This is a genomic window from Micromonospora sp. WMMA1947, from assembly GCF_027497355.1.
GTDB lineage: Bacteria > Actinomycetota > Actinomycetes > Mycobacteriales > Micromonosporaceae > Micromonospora.
In genome coordinates, this window is sequence record NZ_CP114909.1 from 3,931,665 (window position 1) to 3,949,400 (window position 17,736).

Sequence of the window (17,736 nt, forward strand, 5' to 3'; positions counted from 1 at the left end):
GACCGCCCGGTCCGGGCGGTCACTCGTTCGCGGTCGCGCCCGCGTGCGCGGTCACGCCGGCCTCGGCCCGCTGGGCGGTCGCCGGATCCTTCCACACGTGCACCCGCTGAGCCGGACGCTGGTCGAGCCCGGTGATCCCGGCGGTGGCGCCGAGCGCCTCCGCGTACACCTGGTCGGCGTCGAGGCGGCGCAGCTCCTCGGCCAGTTCGTCGCCGAGCGGCCGGCGTACCAGCGGCAGCATGCGGTCCTCCTGCCCGGTACGCCGGAACACCGCGACGCTGTCGTCCCGGGTGAGCGTCAGCTCGTCGCCGTTGGCGCAGCGCAGCTGCACCTGGCGCATCCGCGGGAACTCGTCGGTGGCGGTCAGGACCGGGTCGATGCCGAGCCGGGCGCTGAGCCACCCGCGCATCAGCGCCGCCGTCGGGTCCGACGGGGGCGCCACCACGCTCGCCTCGGTGACCCGGGCCTGGGTGGTGTCGAACGCGCCCGCCACGAGCGTGCGCCACGGCGTGATCCGGGTCCACGCCAGGTCGGTGTCGCCGGGGGCGTAGTCGTGAGCCCGTTGCCGCAGCGCGGCGATCGGGTCGGCCGCCTGCGCCGAGTCGGTGATCCGCCGGTCCGCGACCACGCCGAGGAAGTCGGTGGAGATCTCCTGCGGCGGTTCGCCGTGCCACCACGTCACCACCGGTACGTCGGGCACCAGCAGCGGCATCACGACGGATTCGGCGTGCAGGGCGAGCCGCCCGTACATCCGGGTCACGACCGCCTCGCACGGGCCGAGCCGGCCGCCCACGACGATCTCCGCGTCCAGCCGGTTGCGGTCCCGTTCCACGTCGGAGCGGACCACCACGAGCAGACGGCACGGATGCGCCGCCGCGGCGATGGTGGCCGCGGCCTCGGCCTCGCGTACCCGCTTCTCGTCCACCACCACGATCAGCGTGAGCGCCATGCCACTGGCCACCCCGCCCGCGCTGCGCCGTTCCGCGGCCAGCGCCTTCACCACCTCGTTGCCGGTGGTGTCCCACAGCCCGATCAATGGAGCCTCCTGGTTCGCTCGCAGTGCTCGCTCACGCTCTCCGCCAAGCCCGGCCCTCGCGGGCCAGCATCTCGTCGGCGGCCCGGGGCCCCCACTCACCGGCCCGGTACGGCTCCGGGGTGGTGCCCTCCCAGGCGTGCTCCAGCGGGTCGACGACCTGCCAGCTCTGCTCCACCTCGGCCGCGTCCGGGAACAGCGTCCGGTCGCCGATCAGCACGTCCAGCACCAGCCGCTCGTACGCCTCGGGGCTGGACTCGGTGAACGCCTCGCCGTACTGGAAGTCCATCGCGATGTCGCGGACCTCCATCGTGGTGCCCGGCACCTTGGAGCCGAACTTCAGCACCACGCCCTCGTCCGGCTGCACCCGGATGACCAGCTGGTTGGGGCCGAGGGACTCCATGTCGGCGGCGTTGAACGGCAGGTGCGGCGCCTTCTTGAACATGATGGCGACCTCGGTGACCCGCCGGGGCAGCCGCTTGCCGGCCCGGATGTAGAACGGCACCCCGGCCCAGCGGCGGTTCTGGATGCCCAGCTTCACCGCCACGTACGTCTCGGTGGTGGAGCCCTCCGGGACGCCCTCCTCCTCGAGGTAGCCCTTGGCGCGTTCGCCGCCCACCCAGCCGGGCAGGTACTGGCCGCGCACGGTGTCCTCGGAGACGTCGTGCGGCACGGTGATCGCCTTGAGCACCTTGAGCTTCTCGGCCCGGATCTCGTCGGCGTCGAAGCTCGTCGGCTCCTCCATCGCGACCAGGGCGAGCAGCTGGAGCAGGTGGTTCTGGAGCACGTCGCGGGCGGTGCCGACGGAGTCGTAGAAGGCCGCGCGGGTGCCGATGCCGACGTCCTCGGCCATGGTGATCTGCACCGAGTCGACGTACTTGGAGTTCCACAGCGGCTCGAACAGGTTGTTGGCGAAGCGCAGCGCCAGGATGTTCTGGACCGTCTCCTTGCCCAGGTAGTGGTCGATCCGGAACACGTCCTGGCGGGTGAACACGTCGTCGACGAGGTCGTTGAGGGCCTTGGCCGAGGGCAGGTCGTTGCCGAACGGCTTCTCCACGACCACCCGCCGCCAGCCGCCGGACTTGGCGTTGTCCGCCATGCCGGTACGGGCGAGCTGCTTGAGCACCACCGGGAAGGCCGCCGGGGGGATGGAGAAGTAGAAGGCCGCGTTGCCGGCGATGCCGTGCGAGTCGCGCAGCTCGTCGAGCGTGGCGGCGAGCTGGTCGAACGCCGCGTCGTCGTCGAACGAGCCACCGACGAACTTGATGTTGCCGGCGAGCCGGGCCCACACCTCCTCCCGCCACGGGGTGCGGGCGTGCTTCTTGGCCGCGTCGTGCGCCACCGACTCGAAGTCGCCGTCGCCCCAGTCCCGGCGGGCGAAGCCCAGGACCACGAAGCCGGGCGGCAGGAGCCCCCGGTTGGCCAGGTCGTAGACCGCCGGCAGCAGCTTCTTGCGGGCCAGGTCACCGGTCACCCCGAAGATCACCAGGGCACACGGCTCGGGGATCCGGGGCAGCCGCCGGTCCTGCGGATCGCGCAGCGGGTTCACCGGGCCACCTCCTCCTGCGTCTCGGTCCGCTGATTCCAGGTCATTGATCGTCACGTGCGTGTCCGTCCGGCCGTTTCCAGGAGCTGGGCGACACCCGCCGCCCGCTCGGTCAGGTGCAGGCGCAGCACCCGGTGCTCCCGGCCGGCCAGGGCCCGCCGGTCGCCGGCGGCCTGGGCCGCCTGGAGCTGCGCGAAGGTGTACGGACGACCGGGCACGTCCAGATCATCGGTGACCGCACCGGTGATCTGGAGATGCCGGCCGTCCGGGTCGGTGTGCTCCGGCCGGCGCGGTCCCCAGCCGAAGGTGACCGGCCGTCCGGCGGCCCGGGCCAGCAGCGGGCGCAGCCCGGCGACCGCCGCGTCGGCGTGCCGGTCGAGGTACGCGGTCACCACGAGGTGCTCCCGTTCGCCCAGCCCGTCGAGCAGCCAGCGCAGCGCGCCGGTCAGGTCGGCCGGTGCGCCGCTCGGGGCGTACACCTCGATCGCGTCCCGGACCGACGACGGTGGCCCGGCGTCGGGCTCGACGTCGACGTCGACCTCGATGGCGGCGGGTGCCGCGAACGGGTCGGCCCGCAGCGTCACCGCGGCGGCCGCGGCGGCGTAGGTCCAGGTCAGCAGGTGCGCGCCGAGCGGACCGTTCACCGCGATGTCGGCGGCCACGCCCGGTCCGACGCCGGCGCCGAGGGCGCCGCCGAGACCGACTGTGAGCACGCCCGGCCCGGTGGCACCGGGGGAGCCGGGGGACTCCGCGACCACCGGCAGGAGCCGTCCGCCGGTCGCGTCGGCCAGCAGTGCGCCGGCCCACCGGCCCAGACCGTCGAGGCCGGTGCCGTCGGGAACGAGCGCGACCGTGTCCCGTCCGGCGCCGGGCGCCGCGCCCAGGGCCGCGCCGAGCGCCAGGGCCGGGTTGTCCCGGTCCCGGTCGAGCGCGCCGGTGAGCGCCTCCGCCTCGTCCAGCACCTCGGCCACCGGAGCGCCGGCCAGCGCCGCCGGGACCAGGCCGGACGCGGTGAGCGCGGCCCACGGCCCGGCCACGCCCGGTTCGGCCGGGATCACCACCGCGCCCAGCTCGTCGGCGCGCGCCGCCGGCTCGGAACCGGGCTCGGTGACCACCACGACGTGCCGGGCGGCGTCGGGGCCCTCGTCCGCCCACGCCTGCCGGTAGGCCCGCAGGTGGGCGTCAGTGGTCCGGTCCAGGCCGCGCCGGGCGGCGAGCACCAGGAGGGTACGCGCCGGAGCGCCGGCGGCGAGCGCCGCCCGCACCGGCCCCGGATCGGCGGTGTCGAGCACCGTCACCCGGCGGCCCAGGCACTCGGCGACGACCTCGGCGGCGAGCGTGTCGCCGGGGTCGCCGGCCAGCACCACGTGGTCCAGGTCGTCCAGCTCGGCGGCCAGTTCGGCGAGCTGGGGGAGCAACTCCCGGCTGTGCCGGTGGGCGTGCAGCCAGCCCAGGCGGGCGAGGGCCGCCGCCTCGGCGCCGGGCCCCCAGAGGGCCGGGTCGGCGGCGGCGAGCCGGGCCGGGACGTCGTGGGAGACGAGCGCGGCGCGTGCGGACGCGCCGAGGGCGTCCGCGCCGCGCACGGCCAGCCCGGCGGCCATGTCCGCCCGCCCGGCCAGCAGGTCACTCACGGCGCCACCTCGGCTTCCACACAGCGCTCCCTCACCGCTTCCACGGTACGGCGCGACGCGTCCCGGGGCCGGGCCCCGGGACGCGTCGGACGCCGTCGGTCACGCGTTGCCGCCGGCCTGCTGGGCCGCCTGCGCGTTGCCCTCGGCGGCCCGGTGCGGGCTGCCCGAGCCCTTGGCCGCCTCGGCGAGGGACTTCTTGACCCCCTCCAGCAGCTCCACCCAGCTCGCCTCGAACTTCTCCACGCCCTCGCGCTCCAGCGTGGCGATCACGTCGGACAGGTCCACGCCCACCGACTGGAGGTCGGCGAAGACCTGACGCGCGTCGTCGTAGGCGACGGTGACGGTGTCCGCCTTCGTCTCGCCGTGCTCGGCGTAGGCGTGGATGACCGGCTCCGGCATGGTGTTGACGGTGCCGGGCGCGATCAGCTCCTCGACGTAGATGACGTCCCGGTAGTCCGGGTTCTTCGTCGAGGTGGAGGCCCACAGCGGGCGCTGCGGGTGGGCGCCCGCGTCGGCCAGCTTCTGCCAGCGCGCCGAGGAGAACACCTCGCCGTAGCGCTCGTACGCCAGCCGGGCGTTGGCGACGGCGGCCTTGCCGCGCAGCGCCTTGGCCTGGTCCGAGCCGATCTTCTCCAGCCGCTTGTCCACCTCGGTGTCGACCCGGGAGACGAAGAACGAGGCGACGGAGCCGATCTTCGACAGGTCGTGCCCGTTCTCCTTCGCCTGCTCCAGGCCGGCCAGGAAGGCGTCCATCACCTGCGAGTACCGGTCCAGCCCGAAGATCAGCGTGACGTTGACGCTGATCCCCTCGGCCAGCGTCGCGGTGATCGCGGGCAGGCCCTCCTCGGTGGCCGGGATCTTGATGAACAGGTTCGGCCGGTCGACCAGCCACCACAGCGCCTTGGCCTCGGCGACGGTCTTCGCCGCGTCGTGCGCCGAGCGCGGGTCCACCTCGATCGACACCCGCCCGTCCACGCCGCCGCTGACGTCGTACGACGGGCGCATCACGTCGCAGGCCCACCGCACGTCGTACGTGGTGAGCATGCGGACCGCCTCCTCGACGTCCACGCCACGTACGGCGAGGTCACGAAGCTGCCAGTCGTACTCGTCGGCGTCGCTCAGCGCCTTGGCGAAGATCGTCGGGTTGGTGGTCACCCCTGCCACGTGGCTCTCCCGGCGCAGCTTGTCCAGCCCGCCGGAGCTCAGCCGTACCCGGGAAAGGTCGTCGAGCCAGATCGCCACCCCGGCGCCCTGGAGCTCCTTCAGCCTGTCCGTCATGACGCCCACGCTCCCCTCAGTTGCCGGTCGTGAAACCGGTGATGTCGCCGACCCGGGTCAGCGCCGCGTGCGCGGCGGCCACGATCCGGTCGGGGGTGAACCCGAACTGCTCGAAGAGCACGGTGTGCGGCGCGCTGGCGCCGTAGTGCTCGATGCTCACGCACTCGCCGCTGTCGCCGACGATCGCCCGCCACGACATCGCGATGCCCGCCTCCACGCTCACCCGTGCCTTTACCCCGCGCGGCAGCACCGACTCCCGGTACGCCTCGTCCTGGGCGAAGAACCACTCCTGGCAGGGCATGGAGACGACCCGGGTGGGGGTGCCGTCGGCCTCCAGCCGCTCCCGCGCGGTGAGGCAGAGCTGCACCTCGGAGCCGGTGCCGATGATGATCACCTGCGGCTTGCCGTTGGACGCCTCGGCCAGCACGTACCCGCCCTTGGCCACGCCCTCGGCGCCGGCCAGGTCGGTGCGGTCGAGCGTCGGCAGCGCCTGGCGGCTGAGCGCCAGCGCGGTCGGCCGGTCGGTGTGCTCCAGCGCCTGCCGCCACGCCCAGACCGTCTCGTTGGCGTCGGCCGGGCGGACCACGTCCAGGCCGGGGATGGCCCGCAGCGCGGTCAGGTGCTCGATCGGCTGGTGCGTCGGGCCGTCCTCGCCCAGGCCGATCGAGTCGTGCGTCCAGACGTACGTCACCGGCAGCTTCATCAGCGCGGCCAGCCGCACCGCCGGGCGCATGTAGTCGCTGAACACCAGGAACGTGCCGCCGTACGGGCGGGTGCCGCCGTGCAGGGCGATGCCGTTGAGGATCGAGCCCATGGCGTGCTCGCGGATGCCGAAGTGCAGCGTGCGGCCGTACTCGTCACCGGAGAAGTCCTTGGTGGCGTGCGCGGCCGGGACGAACGACGGCTCGCCCTTCATGGTGGTGTTGTTGCTCTCGGCCAGGTCGGCCGAGCCGCCCCACAGCTCGGGCAGCACCGGCGCCAGGGCCTCCAGGATCTTGCCGGAGGCGGCCCGGGTGGCGACGCCCTTGGCGTCCGCCGGGAAGGTCGGCAGCGCGTCGGTCCAGCCGGTCGGCAGCGTACGGGTGGCCATCCGGTCCCACAGCGCCTTGCGCTCCGGGTTGGCCTGCGCCCAGGCGTCGAACCCGGTGGTCCACTCGGCCTGCTCCTGCGCGCCGCGCTCCAGCACCTGGCGGGCGTGCTTGAGCACCTCCTCGTCGACCTCGAAGGTGCGCTGCGGGTCGAAGCCGAGGATCTCCTTGGTGGCCTTGACCTCGTCCGCGCCGAGCGCCGAGCCGTGGATCTTGCCGGTGTTCTGCTTGTTCGGCGCGGGCCAGCCGATGATCGTGCGCAGCGCGATGAACGACGGCCGGTCGGTCTCCGCCTTGGCGGCCAGCAGCGCCTGGTACAGCGCCTCCACGTCCTCGTGGTAGTCGCCCTGGTCGGCGTCGCCGCTGCGCCAGTCGACGGTCTGCACGTGCCAGCCGTACGCCTCGTAGCGGGCCGCCACGTCCTCGCTCTTGGCGATGCGGGTGTCGTCCTCGATCGAGATCTCGTTGTCGTCGTAGATCACGCAGAGGTTGCCGAGCTGCTGGTGACCGGCGAGCGCGCTGGCCTCGTGGGTGATGCCCTCCTCGATGTCACCGTCGGAGGCGATGCACCAGATGTCGTGCCGGAACGGCGAGTCGGCGCGGTCCGGCTCGGGGTCGAACAGGCCGCGCTCGCGGCGGGCCGCCATGGCCATGCCGACCGCGTTGCCCAGGCCCTGGCCGAGCGGACCGGTGGTGGTCTCCACACCCGGGGTGTGGCCGTGCTCCGGGTGGCCCGGGGTGAGCGAGCCCCACTGGCGCAGCGCCTTGAGGTCGTCCAGCGACAGCGGGTAGCCGGAGAGGAAGAGCTGGATGTAGAGCGTCAGGCTGGAGTGGCCGGCGGAGAGCACGAACCGGTCGCGCCCGGCCCAGTTCGGGTCGGCGGGGTTGTGCCGCATGACCCGGTTGAAGAGCAGGTACGCCACCGGGGCGAGGCTCATCGCCGTCCCCGGGTGGCCGTTGCCGGATTTCTCCACGGCGTCCATGGCCAGCACGCGGACCGTGTCGACGGCCCTGCGGTCGAGGTCGGACCAGTTGAGAGCGGGAAGCTCGGGTCGGTTGGCAGCCACGATGGTTGTGCTCCTCGGCAGATGGGCGGAACCCTCACTGATGACCCTATCGAGCGGTGCTAAACGTCCGCCCGGGGATCTCAGCATGCTGTTCTGTACGGATCGCGCACGCGCGGTCGTTCAACCCCAGGTGTGACGGCTCGCACCGTTGCCGGGTCCACGGGGCAGCGAAAACGACGCCGCGTAGTGTGTGGGGCGGTGTGTGGACCCGCAGCGGTCCGGGCCGAACGACCTCCCCCGCCGATGCCGGAAGGTGGCAATCCGTGAGCATGATCACCGAGCGCCCCGTCAGCAACCCTGCCGGGCAGTCGCCGGTGGGCGCGGTGGCGGAGTTGCCGGCGAGCGGCCGGCGGGACGTGCGCGCCGTGGTGGCGGCGTACGTGACGCTGACCAAGCCGCGGATCGTCGAGCTGCTGCTGGTCACCACCGTGCCGGCGATGATGCTGGCCCACGGCGGGATGCCGTCGCTGTGGCTGGTCGCGGTGGTGCTCGTCGGCGGGTCGCTCGCGGCCGGCGCGGCGAGCGTCATCAACTGCTACATCGACCGCGACATCGACCAGCTCATGCGGCGCACCAAGCGCCGCCCGCTGCCCGCGCACACCGTGTCGCCGCGCAGCGCGCTGGTCTTCGGCCTGGTGCTGGCCGCCGTGTCGGTGGCGCTGATGGCGGCGGCGACGAACTGGCTGGCGACGGTGCTGACGGTGGCCGCGATCGCCTACTACGACCTGGTCTACACGCTGTGGCTGAAGCGGACCACCGCCGCCAACACGTTCTGGGGCGGCATCTGCGGCGCCGCGCCGGTGCTGATCGGCTGGGCCGCCGTCACCGGCACGCTGGCGCCGGCCGCGTGGGGCCTGTTCGCTGTGGTCTTCTTCTGGCAGATGCCGCACTTCTACGCGCTGGCCATCAAGTACAAGGCGGACTACGCCCGCGCCGGGGTGCCGATGCTGCCGGTGGTGGCCTCGGTCCGGCGGGTGAACGCCGAGATCATCGGCTTCTCCTGGCTGACGGTGCTCTCCTCGCTGGCGGTGTGGCCGCTCGGGATGAGCCCGATCTACGGCGTGACGGCGCTCGTGGTCGGCGGGATCTTCCTCGTCGAGGCACACAAGCTGTGCCGGCGCGCGACGCGCGGCGAGGCGGTCAAGCCGATGCGGCTGTTCCACTGGTCCACCACGTACCTCACGATCCTCTTCGCGGCCGTCGCGCTCGACGCGCTCATCTGACCCGCCCGTCCGGCGGTTCATCAGAAATTTTTTTCGGGCTTCCGCGGAGGGGGCCAACCTGGACAGATTGTGACGATCTCGCCTGCCCGCTTCGCCCGGGATTAAGCGACATGTACGGGCAAATTACCTGTGGTTCTTCTTAAACCGATGGGTAATTGGCATCACATTCAGTTCATGGTTCTCGCACATCCGGGTGGAAGTCTGCTTAGGCTTCGCGTCATGGCAGATGGTTCCGATACGACGCTGACGGCTGACAAGACCGCCGAGCAGGCCCCCAACGGCCTGGTCGCGGGCATCAAGTCGTTCGCCGCCGGGCACGGCGGCGCGAAGGCGGTCATCGAGTACGTCGGCAAGCGCGGCGCACGGATCGTCCTCGTGGGTTCCGACGGGGTATGGGCAGACCAGTTCGCCGACGACACGAACGTCGCGCGGCAGGCCTGCGCGAAGGCCGGAGTCGACGTCGAGAACGCCTGGGAGCGTGAACTGATGGACCAGATGCGTCCGAGCAACGACCTCTGGCGGTCGATGGCCCGGCGCACGATGGCCCGTTGACATAACCGAATGACCGACCACCACCAGTCGACCCGGGGGAGACCCCGGGTCGCTTTCGTCACCTGCGCCGAGCTGCCCGACCTCGACCCGGACGACCGGCTCGCGCTCGGCCCGCTCGCCACCCGCGGCGTCACCACCGAGATCGCCGTCTGGGACGACCCGGCCGTCGACTGGGGCGGGTACGACCTGGTCGTGCTCCGCTCCCCGTGGGACTACGCGCTGCGGCGGGACGAGTTCGTCGCCTGGGCGCGTACCGTGCCGGCCCTGGTGAACCCGGCCGACGTGGTCGCCTGGAACACCGACAAGCGCTACCTGTCCGAGCTGGCCGCCGCCGGGGTCCCCACCGTCGCGACCGAGTGGGTCGAGCCCGGGCAGGCGTGGACGCCACCGGCCACCGGCGAGTACGTGCTCAAGCCGGCCGTCAGCGCCGGCAGCCAGGACACCGGCCGCTACGACCTGACCGACGGGCAGCACCGCGAGCTGGCGCTGGCCCACGTACGGCGGCTCTCCGGCGCCGGACGGGTCACCATGGTCCAGCCGTACCTCGACGCGGTGGACACCGCAGGGGAGACCGCCCTGCTGTTCCTGGCCGGCCCCGACGGCCTGGCGTTCAGCCACGCGATCCGCAAGGGTCCGATGCTGACCGGGCCGGACCTGGGCGAGGCCGCGCTCTACAAGGAGGAGCGGATCGACGCCCGCGCCGCCACGGCGGAGCAGCGCGCGGTGGCCGAGAAGGTGCTCGCGGTGGTGCCCGGCGGCCCGGACCGGCTGCTCTACGCCCGGGTCGACCTGATCCCCGGCCCGGACGGCGAGCCCGTGCTGGTCGAACTGGAGCTGACCGAGCCGAGTCTGTTCGTCGGGTACGCCGACGGCGCCCCGGACCGGCTCGCCGACGCGGTGCTCACCCACCTGGCCCGCCGCTGAGGCCACCGGCCGCGTGACCGCCGCGGCCGCGACGGCCCGCACCGGCACCGGCACGACGCTCAGTCGCGGTCGCTGTGGTTCCGCGCCCAGCGACCGCCGATCGGCGGTGTGTCCAGCCGCAGCGCGGCCTCGGTGCCGGCCAGGTCGTTGTCCTCGAACGCGCAGGAGACGCAGCTGCCCGCCTCGGTGACCCAGATGCCGTACGCCTGGGTGTCGGCGTCCCGGTGCCAGATCCGGTTGCCGCGCACGGTGGCCGAGTCGAACGGCGCGGCGATCGTGATGCCGCCGCACGCCGGTGGCGAGTCCGGCAGCTCGTACGCCGTGCCGGGCCCCGGCGTGGCGGCGCTCCAGCCGGTGGAGCCGTCCGGGCGCACCTCGGCCAGGGAGAGCCGGTCGGCGCTGTTGTCGGACACCACCGCGTCGCGGGAGCCGACCCGCACCACCTTGCCCCGGTGCCCGCCGGCCGGCCAGTCGGCGTTGCCGTCGGTGACCTCGCGTGGGCCGTACCGCACCGCCTCGCCGGAGCCGGAGCAGGCCGGGGCGGAGCGGCGGCCGTTGTCCCGGATCCGGTTCCCGACGATCGACGTGTCCAGCATCGGCCGGTCGATCCGGATGCCGTCCAGCGCGTTGTCCCGGATGTCGTTGTCCTGGATGACCACATCGGCCGCCGCACCCCGGTAGCCGTGGCCCAGGTCGTGCTCGTGGTAGCCGAAACCACCGTTGCGGCTGATCCGGTTGCCCTGCACCGTGTACGAGCCGGGGGTGTTGCCCATGCTGATCCCGTCGCCCACGTTGGCGTCGATCACGCAGCCGGTGACCAGGCCGCCGCGCCCGGCAACCCCGGCGGTGCCGTTGCCCGACACGTCGAAGCCGGCCTCCAGGTTGTTGGTCATGGTGCAGCCGGAGACGATCAGCCCCTCGGCGCCCCAGTCGGAGATGCCGAACCGGTTGGCCTGGCTGTGGCAGCCGATGATCCGGAAGCCGCGCGGCGGGGTCCAGTAGTCCTTCTGCAGCTCCAGGAAGATGCCGTTGGTGCCGTTGCCGATGGTGGTGCAGTTGGCGATGGTGAGGCGCTCCACGTCGCCCCAGCCGCCGATGCCGACGCCGATCCCGGCGCCGCCCATCTGGTCGCCGTTGTCCAGCCGGCCGCATCCCACCACGACCACGCCGTCGATCAGGCTGTCCTGGAGGAAGTCGCAGCCCAGGCCGGTCGCCCCGGTGTGGTGGATGTAGAGGTTGCGGAACACGCCGCGCACCACGTACTGCAGGCCGAGTCCCTTGGCCAGGTAGTCGTAGGACGTCTGGGCCACGCTGGAGCCGTCGATCTCGAAGTCGGCGAACGTGCAGTCGGTGATGTGCCGGTCCCGGTCCGCGCCGTGCTGCACCGTGGTCCAGTAGGCGAGCGGGACCGGTGCGCTGCGGTCGCCCTCGTTGCTGAGCAGGAAGCGGGTCGCGGCCGGCCCGGCGCCGAGCAGCGAGACGCCGCTGCGCCAGACGGTCCCGGCGTCGCGGATCGAGTAGAGGCCGGGCGGGCAGTAGATCACCCGGGCCCGGCCGTCGGCGTCGTACCCGGCGCCGAGGCGGTCCACCAGCGCCGCCAGGGCGGGCTGGTCGTTGGTGACCCCGTCGCCGGTGAGGCCGTACTCGCGGGCGTCGCACCACAGCGGCGCGCCGGCGACCGGGGTCAGCCGTTGCGGGGTGGTTGTGGAGAGGCTCTTGCGCGACACGGGGAGCTCCCCTCGGGCGGACGGTCGGTGGCCCGTGCCGCTTTCCCGCTTCCGCCGCGCGGTAACGCCCCGCTCAGGCGGCGGCGACCACCCGCTGCGCGGCGGGCGCGGCCGGAGCCTCCGGGGTGGCCGGCAACCGCTCCCGGGTGGCCCAGAGCACGCCCAGCGTGGCCAGCAGCACCAGGCAGGAGCCGAGCATGTGTGCGCCGACCAGCACGCCGGGCAGGTGGGTGAAGTACTGGACGAAGCCGATCACGCCCTGGCCCAGCTCGACCGCGATCAGCACCGCCGCGGCCCGCGCGGCGCGCTCCGCGCCGACCGCCCGGAACGCGAAGTACAGCGCCACCGAGAGGCCGATCAGCAGGAAGACGCCGTCGGCGTGGACCTGGGAGATCGCTGCCGGGTCCAGGCCGTTGCGGGCCGCGCCGTGGTCGCCGGCGTGCGGTCCGCTGCCGGTCACCCACGTGCCGACCACCAGCACCGACGCGCTCACCGCCGTGGTGATCCAGGCGAGGGTACGCAGCGGCGCCGGCACGGTCGGTGCCGCCGGTCCGTCCGGCTCCTTGATGCGCCGCCAGAGCGCGTACGCGGCGGCGATCACCGCCATCGAGGCGAGGAAGTGCAGCCCGACCACCCACGGGTTGAGGTTGGTGAGCACGGTGATGCCGCCGATGACCGCCTGGGCCGGGATGCCGAACAGCACGCCCACGGCCAGCGGGAGCAGTCCCCGGCGGCGGGGGCGGTGGGCCAGCACGGCCACCACCACGGCGAGCGCGATGATGCCCACCGCGAAGGTGAGCAGCCGGTTGCCGAACTCGATCACCCCGTGCACGCCCATCTCGGCGGTGGTGGTGTAGGAGTCGTCGGTGCACCGGGGCCAGGTGGGGCAGCCGAGGCCGGAGGCGGTGAGCCGGACGGCCCCGCCGGTGACCACGATCGCGACGTTCGCGATGATCGAGGCGAGCGCGAGGCGGCGCAGCAGCGTGGACGAGACCGGGAACCGGACGGAACGCTTCACGGAGCGAATCCTACGCACCGTAGTTGATCCCGATCGGGTGACTCCGGCACCCCGGTGGTCGGAATCACCGGACCCCGGGTTTGCAGGCCCTCGGCGAATTACGTAACGTTGCCGTTGTGAAAAACGCGGCGGCGCTCTCCCGAACGCCGGTGGCCGGTCCGGTCGCCGGTGGCTCGCGCGCACGTCGCAGCGTACGGCGTGGCGAGCGGGAGGCCGCTCCGGCCGACCTGTCGACCCGCGACCGGGTCACCCAGCTGCTGCTGGAGCGTGGTCCCACCACCGCCGCGCAGCTCGGCACGGCCCTCGGTCTGAGCCCGGCGGCGATCCGCCGGCACCTCGACGCGATGCTCGCCGACGGTGACGTGGTCGCCCGCGAGCAGACCGTGCGCGGCAGCCGCGGGCGCGGCCGGCCGGCCAAGGTCTTCGCGCTCACCGAGGCGGGCCGGGGCCGCTGCGGCACCCACCACTACGACAACATGGCCACCGCCGCGCTGCGGTGGATCGCCCGCACCGGCGGCACCGAGGCGGTCGCGGCGTTCGCGGCCGAGCAGGTCTCCGCGCTGGAGACCCGCTGCCGGGCAGCCATGGAGGACGCCGGTGACGCCCCGCTCGCGCGGGCGGAGGCACTCGCCGGCGCGCTGACCGCCGAGGGTTACGCTGCAAACGCGTCCACGATCGCCTCCGGCGGCCAGCTCTGCCAGCACCACTGCCCGGTGGCGCACGTGGCCGCCGAGTTCCCTCAGCTGTGCGAGGCCGAGACCGAAGTGATCTCCCGTCTGGTCGGCACTCACGTACAGCGCCTGGCCACCATCGCGCACGGCGACGGCGTGTGCACCACGCACATTCCCGCCCAGTCCGGTTCCACCGTCACCACTGTGAGGACAGATAGATGACCGAGCAGATCGTCCAGCCCCTGACCCAGGAGGAGCAGCTCGCGGCCCTCGGTCGTTACGAGTACGGCTGGGCCGACCCCGACGTCGCCGGGGCCTCCGCCCAGCGCGGCCTCAGCGAGGCGGTGGTGCGCGACATCTCGGCCAAGAAGAACGAGCCGGCCTGGATGCTCGACCTGCGGCTCAAGGGCCTGCGGCTGTTCGGCCGCAAGCCGATGCCGAACTGGGGCGCCGACCTCACCGGGATCGACTTCGACAACATCAAGTACTTCGTGCGGTCCACCGAGAAGCAGGCCACCTCCTGGGAGGACCTGCCCGAGGACATCAAGAACACCTACGACAAGCTCGGCATCCCGGAGGCGGAGAAGCAGCGCCTGGTCGCCGGTGTCGCGGCGCAGTACGAGTCCGAGGTCGTCTACCACCAGATCCGTGAGGACCTGGAGGAGCAGGGCGTCGTCTTCCTGGACACGGACACCGCGCTCAAGGAGCACGAGGACCTGTTCAAGGAGTACTTCGGCACGGTCATCCCGGTCGGCGACAACAAGTTCGCCGCGCTGAACACCTCCGTCTGGTCCGGTGGCTCGTTCATCTACGTGCCGAAGGGCGTGCACGTGGACATCCCGCTGCAGGCCTACTTCCGGATCAACACGGAGAACATGGGCCAGTTCGAGCGGACGCTGATCATCGTCGACGAGGGCGCGTACGTGCACTACGTCGAGGGCTGCACCGCGCCCATCTACTCCTCCGACTCGCTGCACAGCGCCGTCGTGGAGATCATCGTCAAGAAGAACGCCCGGTGCCGGTACACGACCATCCAGAACTGGTCGAACAACGTCTACAACCTGGTCACCAAGCGCGCCGTGTGCCACGAGGGCGCGACCATGGAGTGGGTCGACGGCAACATCGGCTCCAAGGTCACCATGAAGTACCCGGCGGTCTACATGACCGGCGAGCACGCCAAGGGCGAGGTGCTCTCGGTCGCGATGGCCGGCGAGGGCCAGCACCAGGACGCCGGCGCCAAGATGGTGCACGCCGCGCCGCACACCTCCTCGACCATCGTGTCGAAGTCGATCGCCCGGGGCGGCGGCCGCACCTCGTACCGCGGTCTGGTGCAGGTGCTGGAGGGCTCGACCAGCAGCAAGAGCACCGTCAAGTGCGACGCGCTCCTGGTCGACACGATCTCCCGCTCCGACACCTACCCGTACGTCGACATCCGCGAGGACGACGTGTCGATGGGCCACGAGGCGACCGTCTCCAAGGTCAGCGAGGACCAGCTCTTCTACCTGATGAGCCGGGGCCTGAGCGAGGACGAGGCGATGGCGATGATCGTGCGCGGCTTCATCGAGCCGATCGCCAAGGAGCTCCCGATGGAGTACGCGCTGGAGCTCAACCGCCTGATCGAGCTGCAGATGGAGGGCGCGGTCGGCTGACGCCGGCCGCCCCGCCCTCCGCCTCACTGACACCGTCGTCGTAGAAACAGACCAAGGAAGAGATGACTACCCAGGCTTCCGCGCCGCCCACGACCAAGTCGCAGGCGCTCCGCTCGTACGACGTCGCCGACTTCCCGGCCCTGACCGGCATGGAGGAGGAGTGGCGCTTCACCCCGCTCAAGCGACTGCGCGGCCTGACCGGGTCGGCGCAGGGCGCTACCGGCACGGTCAGGCACGAGTACGGTGACCTGCCCGAGGGCGTCACCGTCGACCGGATCGGCCGGGACGACCCGAGGGTGGGCAGCGTGCTCACCCCGTTCGACCGGGTCAGCGCGCTCGCGTACGGCGGGGCCGACGGCGCGCTGCTGGTGCGCGTCGACCGCGACGCGGTGGTGGAGGCGCCGGTGCGCCTGCGGGTGGTCGGCGAGAACGCCGAGGCGCTCGCCTTCGGCCACACGTTCGTCGAGGTGGACCGGTTCGCCGAGGCCACAGTGGTGATCGAGCACGTCGGCTCGGCCACGCTCGCCGACAACGTCGAGGTGTCGGTGGGCGACGGGGCGAAGCTGACCCTGGTCACGGTCGCCGACTGGGCCGACGACGCGGTGCAGGCGCAGCACCTCAAGGTGCGGCTGGGCCGTGACGCCCGGATCCTGCACGTGCAGGTCAGCCTCGGCGGCGACCTGGTCCGGCAGTACACGTCTGTCGAGTACACCCAGCGCGGCGGCGAGGCCGAGCTGTACGGCGTCTACTTCGCCGACTCCGGCCAGCACCTGGAGCACCGGCAGCTGGTCGACCACACCGTGCCGGACTGCCGCAGCAACGTCGGCTACCGGGGCGCGCTGCAGGGCGACGACGCGCACACGGTCTGGGTCGGCGACGTGCTGATCCGTGCCGAGGCCACCGGCACCGACACGTACGAGATCAACCGGAACCTGCTGCTCACCGACGGCGCGCGGGCCGACTCCGTACCCAACCTGGAGATCGAGACCGGCGAGATCGCCGGCGCCGGGCACGCCAGCGCGACCGGCCGCTTCGACGACGAGCAGCTGTTCTACCTGATGGCCCGGGGCATCCCGGAGGCCGAGGCGCGGCGCCTGGTGGTGCGCGGCTTCTTCGCCGAGCTGATCAACAAGATCCCGGTCGAGGACCTGCGCGAGCGCCTGGGCGACGCCATCGAGGCCCGGCTGGCGAAGGCCGACGCCTGATGCTCAAGATCTGCTCCACCGAGGACGTGCCGAAGGGCACCGCGATCAGCGCCGACGTGGACGGCGTGCAGGTCGCGATCGTGCACGGCGAGGACGACGTGTTCTACGCCGTGCACGACGAGTGCTCGCACGCCGCCGTGGCGCTGTCCGAGGGCGAGGTCGAGGGCTGCACGCTGGAATGCTGGCTGCACGGATCCCGTTTCGACCTGCGTACCGGTGAGCCCACCGGGCTGCCCGCCACCGAACCCGTACCCGTCTATTCCGTCGAAGTCCGTGACGGCGACATCTACCTTTCCGTGGACGGCGACGGCCGTCCGCTGCCGAGCAATGGAGTGACCCGCTGATGAGCACCCTGGAGATCCGCGACCTGAAGGTGTCGGTCAAGCTGCCCGAGGGTGAGCTCAAGCCGATCCTGCACGGGGTCGACCTGACCGTGCGCTCCGGCGAGACGCACGCCATCATGGGCCCGAACGGCTCCGGCAAGTCCACGCTGGCGTACTCGATCGCCGGTCACCCGAAGTACGAGATCACCGGCGGCGAGGTGACCCTCGACGGCGAGGACGTGCTGTCCATGTCCGTCGACGAGCGGGCCCGCGCCGGCCTCTTCCTCGCCATGCAGTACCCGGTCGAGGTCCCCGGTGTGTCGGTGGCCAACTTCCTGCGTACCGCCAAGACCGCCATCGACGGCGAGGCGCCGAAGCTGCGCACCTGGGGCGGCGAGCTGCGCGGCGCCATGGAGCGCCTCCAGATGGACCCGGCGTTCGCCCAGCGCAACGTCAACGAGGGCTTCTCCGGCGGCGAGAAGAAGCGGCACGAGATCGTGCAGCTGGAGCTGCTCAAGCCGAAGATGGCGATCCTCGACGAGACCGACTCCGGCCTCGACGTGGACGCGCTGCGCGTGGTCAGCGAGGGCGTAAACCGGGTGCGCGACACCGGTGACACCGGCCTGCTGCTGATCACCCACTACACGCGCATCCTGCGCTACATCAAGCCGGACTTCGTGCACGTCTTCGTGGCCGGCCGGATCGTCGAGCAGGGCGGCCGGGAGCTGGCCGACAAGCTCGAGGAAGAGGGCTACGAGCGGTACGTCGCCGGGGCCGGCGCGGCGCGGGCCTGAGACTCGA

15 protein-coding genes are annotated in these 17,736 nt (G+C 72.2%); 8 read left to right on the plus strand and 7 right to left on the minus strand.

Annotated elements, in window-relative coordinates; genetic code table 11:
- Positions 1 to 19: 19 nt before the first annotated feature.
- From O7604_RS18865 to tkt, 5 genes are all read right to left on the minus strand, one after another.
- Positions 20 to 1,036, minus strand: a complete 1,017-nt coding sequence (locus O7604_RS18865; RefSeq protein WP_281577246.1) for a glucose-6-phosphate dehydrogenase assembly protein OpcA — start codon at positions 1,034 to 1,036, stop codon at positions 20 to 22.
- A gap of 31 nt (positions 1,037 to 1,067) precedes the next feature.
- Positions 1,068 to 2,582, minus strand: a complete 1,515-nt coding sequence (zwf, locus tag O7604_RS18870) for a glucose-6-phosphate dehydrogenase (protein ID WP_269705036.1) — start codon at positions 2,580 to 2,582, stop codon at positions 1,068 to 1,070.
- A 50-nt stretch (positions 2,583 to 2,632) separates the two neighbouring features.
- Complete coding sequence (locus O7604_RS18875) at positions 2,633 to 4,210, minus strand: glucose-6-phosphate isomerase (RefSeq protein ID WP_281577247.1); 1,578 nt, start codon at positions 4,208 to 4,210, stop codon at positions 2,633 to 2,635.
- Between the two features lie 99 nt (positions 4,211 to 4,309).
- The gene (tal, locus tag O7604_RS18880; protein WP_281577248.1) at positions 4,310 to 5,488 is read right to left on the minus strand and encodes a transaldolase; all 1,179 of its coding nucleotides are present in this window, start codon (positions 5,486 to 5,488) and stop codon (positions 4,310 to 4,312) included.
- Positions 5,489 to 5,504: 16 nt separating this feature from the next.
- The gene (gene tkt, locus O7604_RS18885; protein WP_281577249.1) at positions 5,505 to 7,643 is read right to left on the minus strand and encodes a transketolase; all 2,139 of its coding nucleotides are present in this window, start codon (positions 7,641 to 7,643) and stop codon (positions 5,505 to 5,507) included.
- 263 nt (positions 7,644 to 7,906) lie between these two features.
- On the opposite strand from tkt, the gene O7604_RS18890 reads away from it, so the two are divergent.
- The 3 genes from O7604_RS18890 to O7604_RS18900 all read left to right on the plus strand — a co-directional run bounded on the left by O7604_RS18890 (position 7,907) and on the right by O7604_RS18900 (position 10,342).
- Positions 7,907 to 8,866: a heme o synthase gene (locus O7604_RS18890; protein ID WP_269705041.1), complete on the plus strand. Its 960-nt coding sequence runs from the start codon at positions 7,907 to 7,909 to the stop codon at positions 8,864 to 8,866.
- Positions 8,867 to 9,085: 219 nt separating this feature from the next.
- Positions 9,086 to 9,418, plus strand: coding sequence for a hypothetical protein (locus tag O7604_RS18895; RefSeq protein ID WP_269705042.1), 333 nt, complete (start codon positions 9,086 to 9,088; stop codon positions 9,416 to 9,418).
- Positions 9,419 to 9,427: 9 nt separating this feature from the next.
- Positions 9,428 to 10,342, plus strand: coding sequence for a hypothetical protein (locus O7604_RS18900; protein WP_281577250.1), 915 nt, complete (start codon positions 9,428 to 9,430; stop codon positions 10,340 to 10,342).
- Between the two features lie 59 nt (positions 10,343 to 10,401).
- On the opposite strand, the gene O7604_RS18905 is transcribed toward O7604_RS18900, so the two are convergent.
- Together O7604_RS18905 and O7604_RS18910 are read right to left on the minus strand one after the other, a co-directional pair.
- Entirely contained in the window at positions 10,402 to 12,069 is a 1,668-nt protein-coding gene (locus O7604_RS18905; RefSeq protein ID WP_281577251.1) for a right-handed parallel beta-helix repeat-containing protein, read from the minus strand.
- A 73-nt stretch (positions 12,070 to 12,142) separates the two neighbouring features.
- Positions 12,143 to 13,105: a COX15/CtaA family protein gene (locus O7604_RS18910; protein ID WP_281577252.1), complete on the minus strand. Its 963-nt coding sequence runs from the start codon at positions 13,103 to 13,105 to the stop codon at positions 12,143 to 12,145.
- 98 nt (positions 13,106 to 13,203) lie between these two features.
- On the opposite strand from O7604_RS18910, the gene O7604_RS18915 reads away from it, so the two are divergent.
- The 5 genes from O7604_RS18915 to sufC all read left to right on the plus strand — a co-directional run bounded on the left by O7604_RS18915 (position 13,204) and on the right by sufC (position 17,729).
- Complete coding sequence (locus tag O7604_RS18915; RefSeq protein ID WP_269705049.1) at positions 13,204 to 13,980, plus strand: metalloregulator ArsR/SmtB family transcription factor; 777 nt, start codon at positions 13,204 to 13,206, stop codon at positions 13,978 to 13,980.
- Positions 13,977 to 15,407, plus strand: a complete 1,431-nt coding sequence (sufB, locus tag O7604_RS18920) for a Fe-S cluster assembly protein SufB (RefSeq protein WP_013287447.1) — start codon at positions 13,977 to 13,979, stop codon at positions 15,405 to 15,407. The genes O7604_RS18915 and sufB overlap by 4 nt, the downstream gene beginning before the upstream one ends.
- Before the next feature lie 62 nt (positions 15,408 to 15,469).
- Positions 15,470 to 16,612 (plus strand): Fe-S cluster assembly protein SufD, encoded by a 1,143-nt coding sequence (gene sufD / locus O7604_RS18925; protein WP_281577253.1) that lies wholly within the window; start codon positions 15,470 to 15,472, stop codon positions 16,610 to 16,612.
- Positions 16,612 to 16,956, plus strand: a complete 345-nt coding sequence (locus O7604_RS18930; RefSeq protein WP_064445305.1) for a non-heme iron oxygenase ferredoxin subunit — start codon at positions 16,612 to 16,614, stop codon at positions 16,954 to 16,956. Before sufD ends, O7604_RS18930 begins: the two co-directional genes overlap by 1 nt.
- The gene (gene sufC, locus O7604_RS18935) at positions 16,956 to 17,729 is read left to right on the plus strand and encodes a Fe-S cluster assembly ATPase SufC (protein ID WP_064445306.1); all 774 of its coding nucleotides are present in this window, start codon (positions 16,956 to 16,958) and stop codon (positions 17,727 to 17,729) included. The genes O7604_RS18930 and sufC overlap by 1 nt, the downstream gene beginning before the upstream one ends.
- Positions 17,730 to 17,736 lie beyond the last annotated feature (7 nt).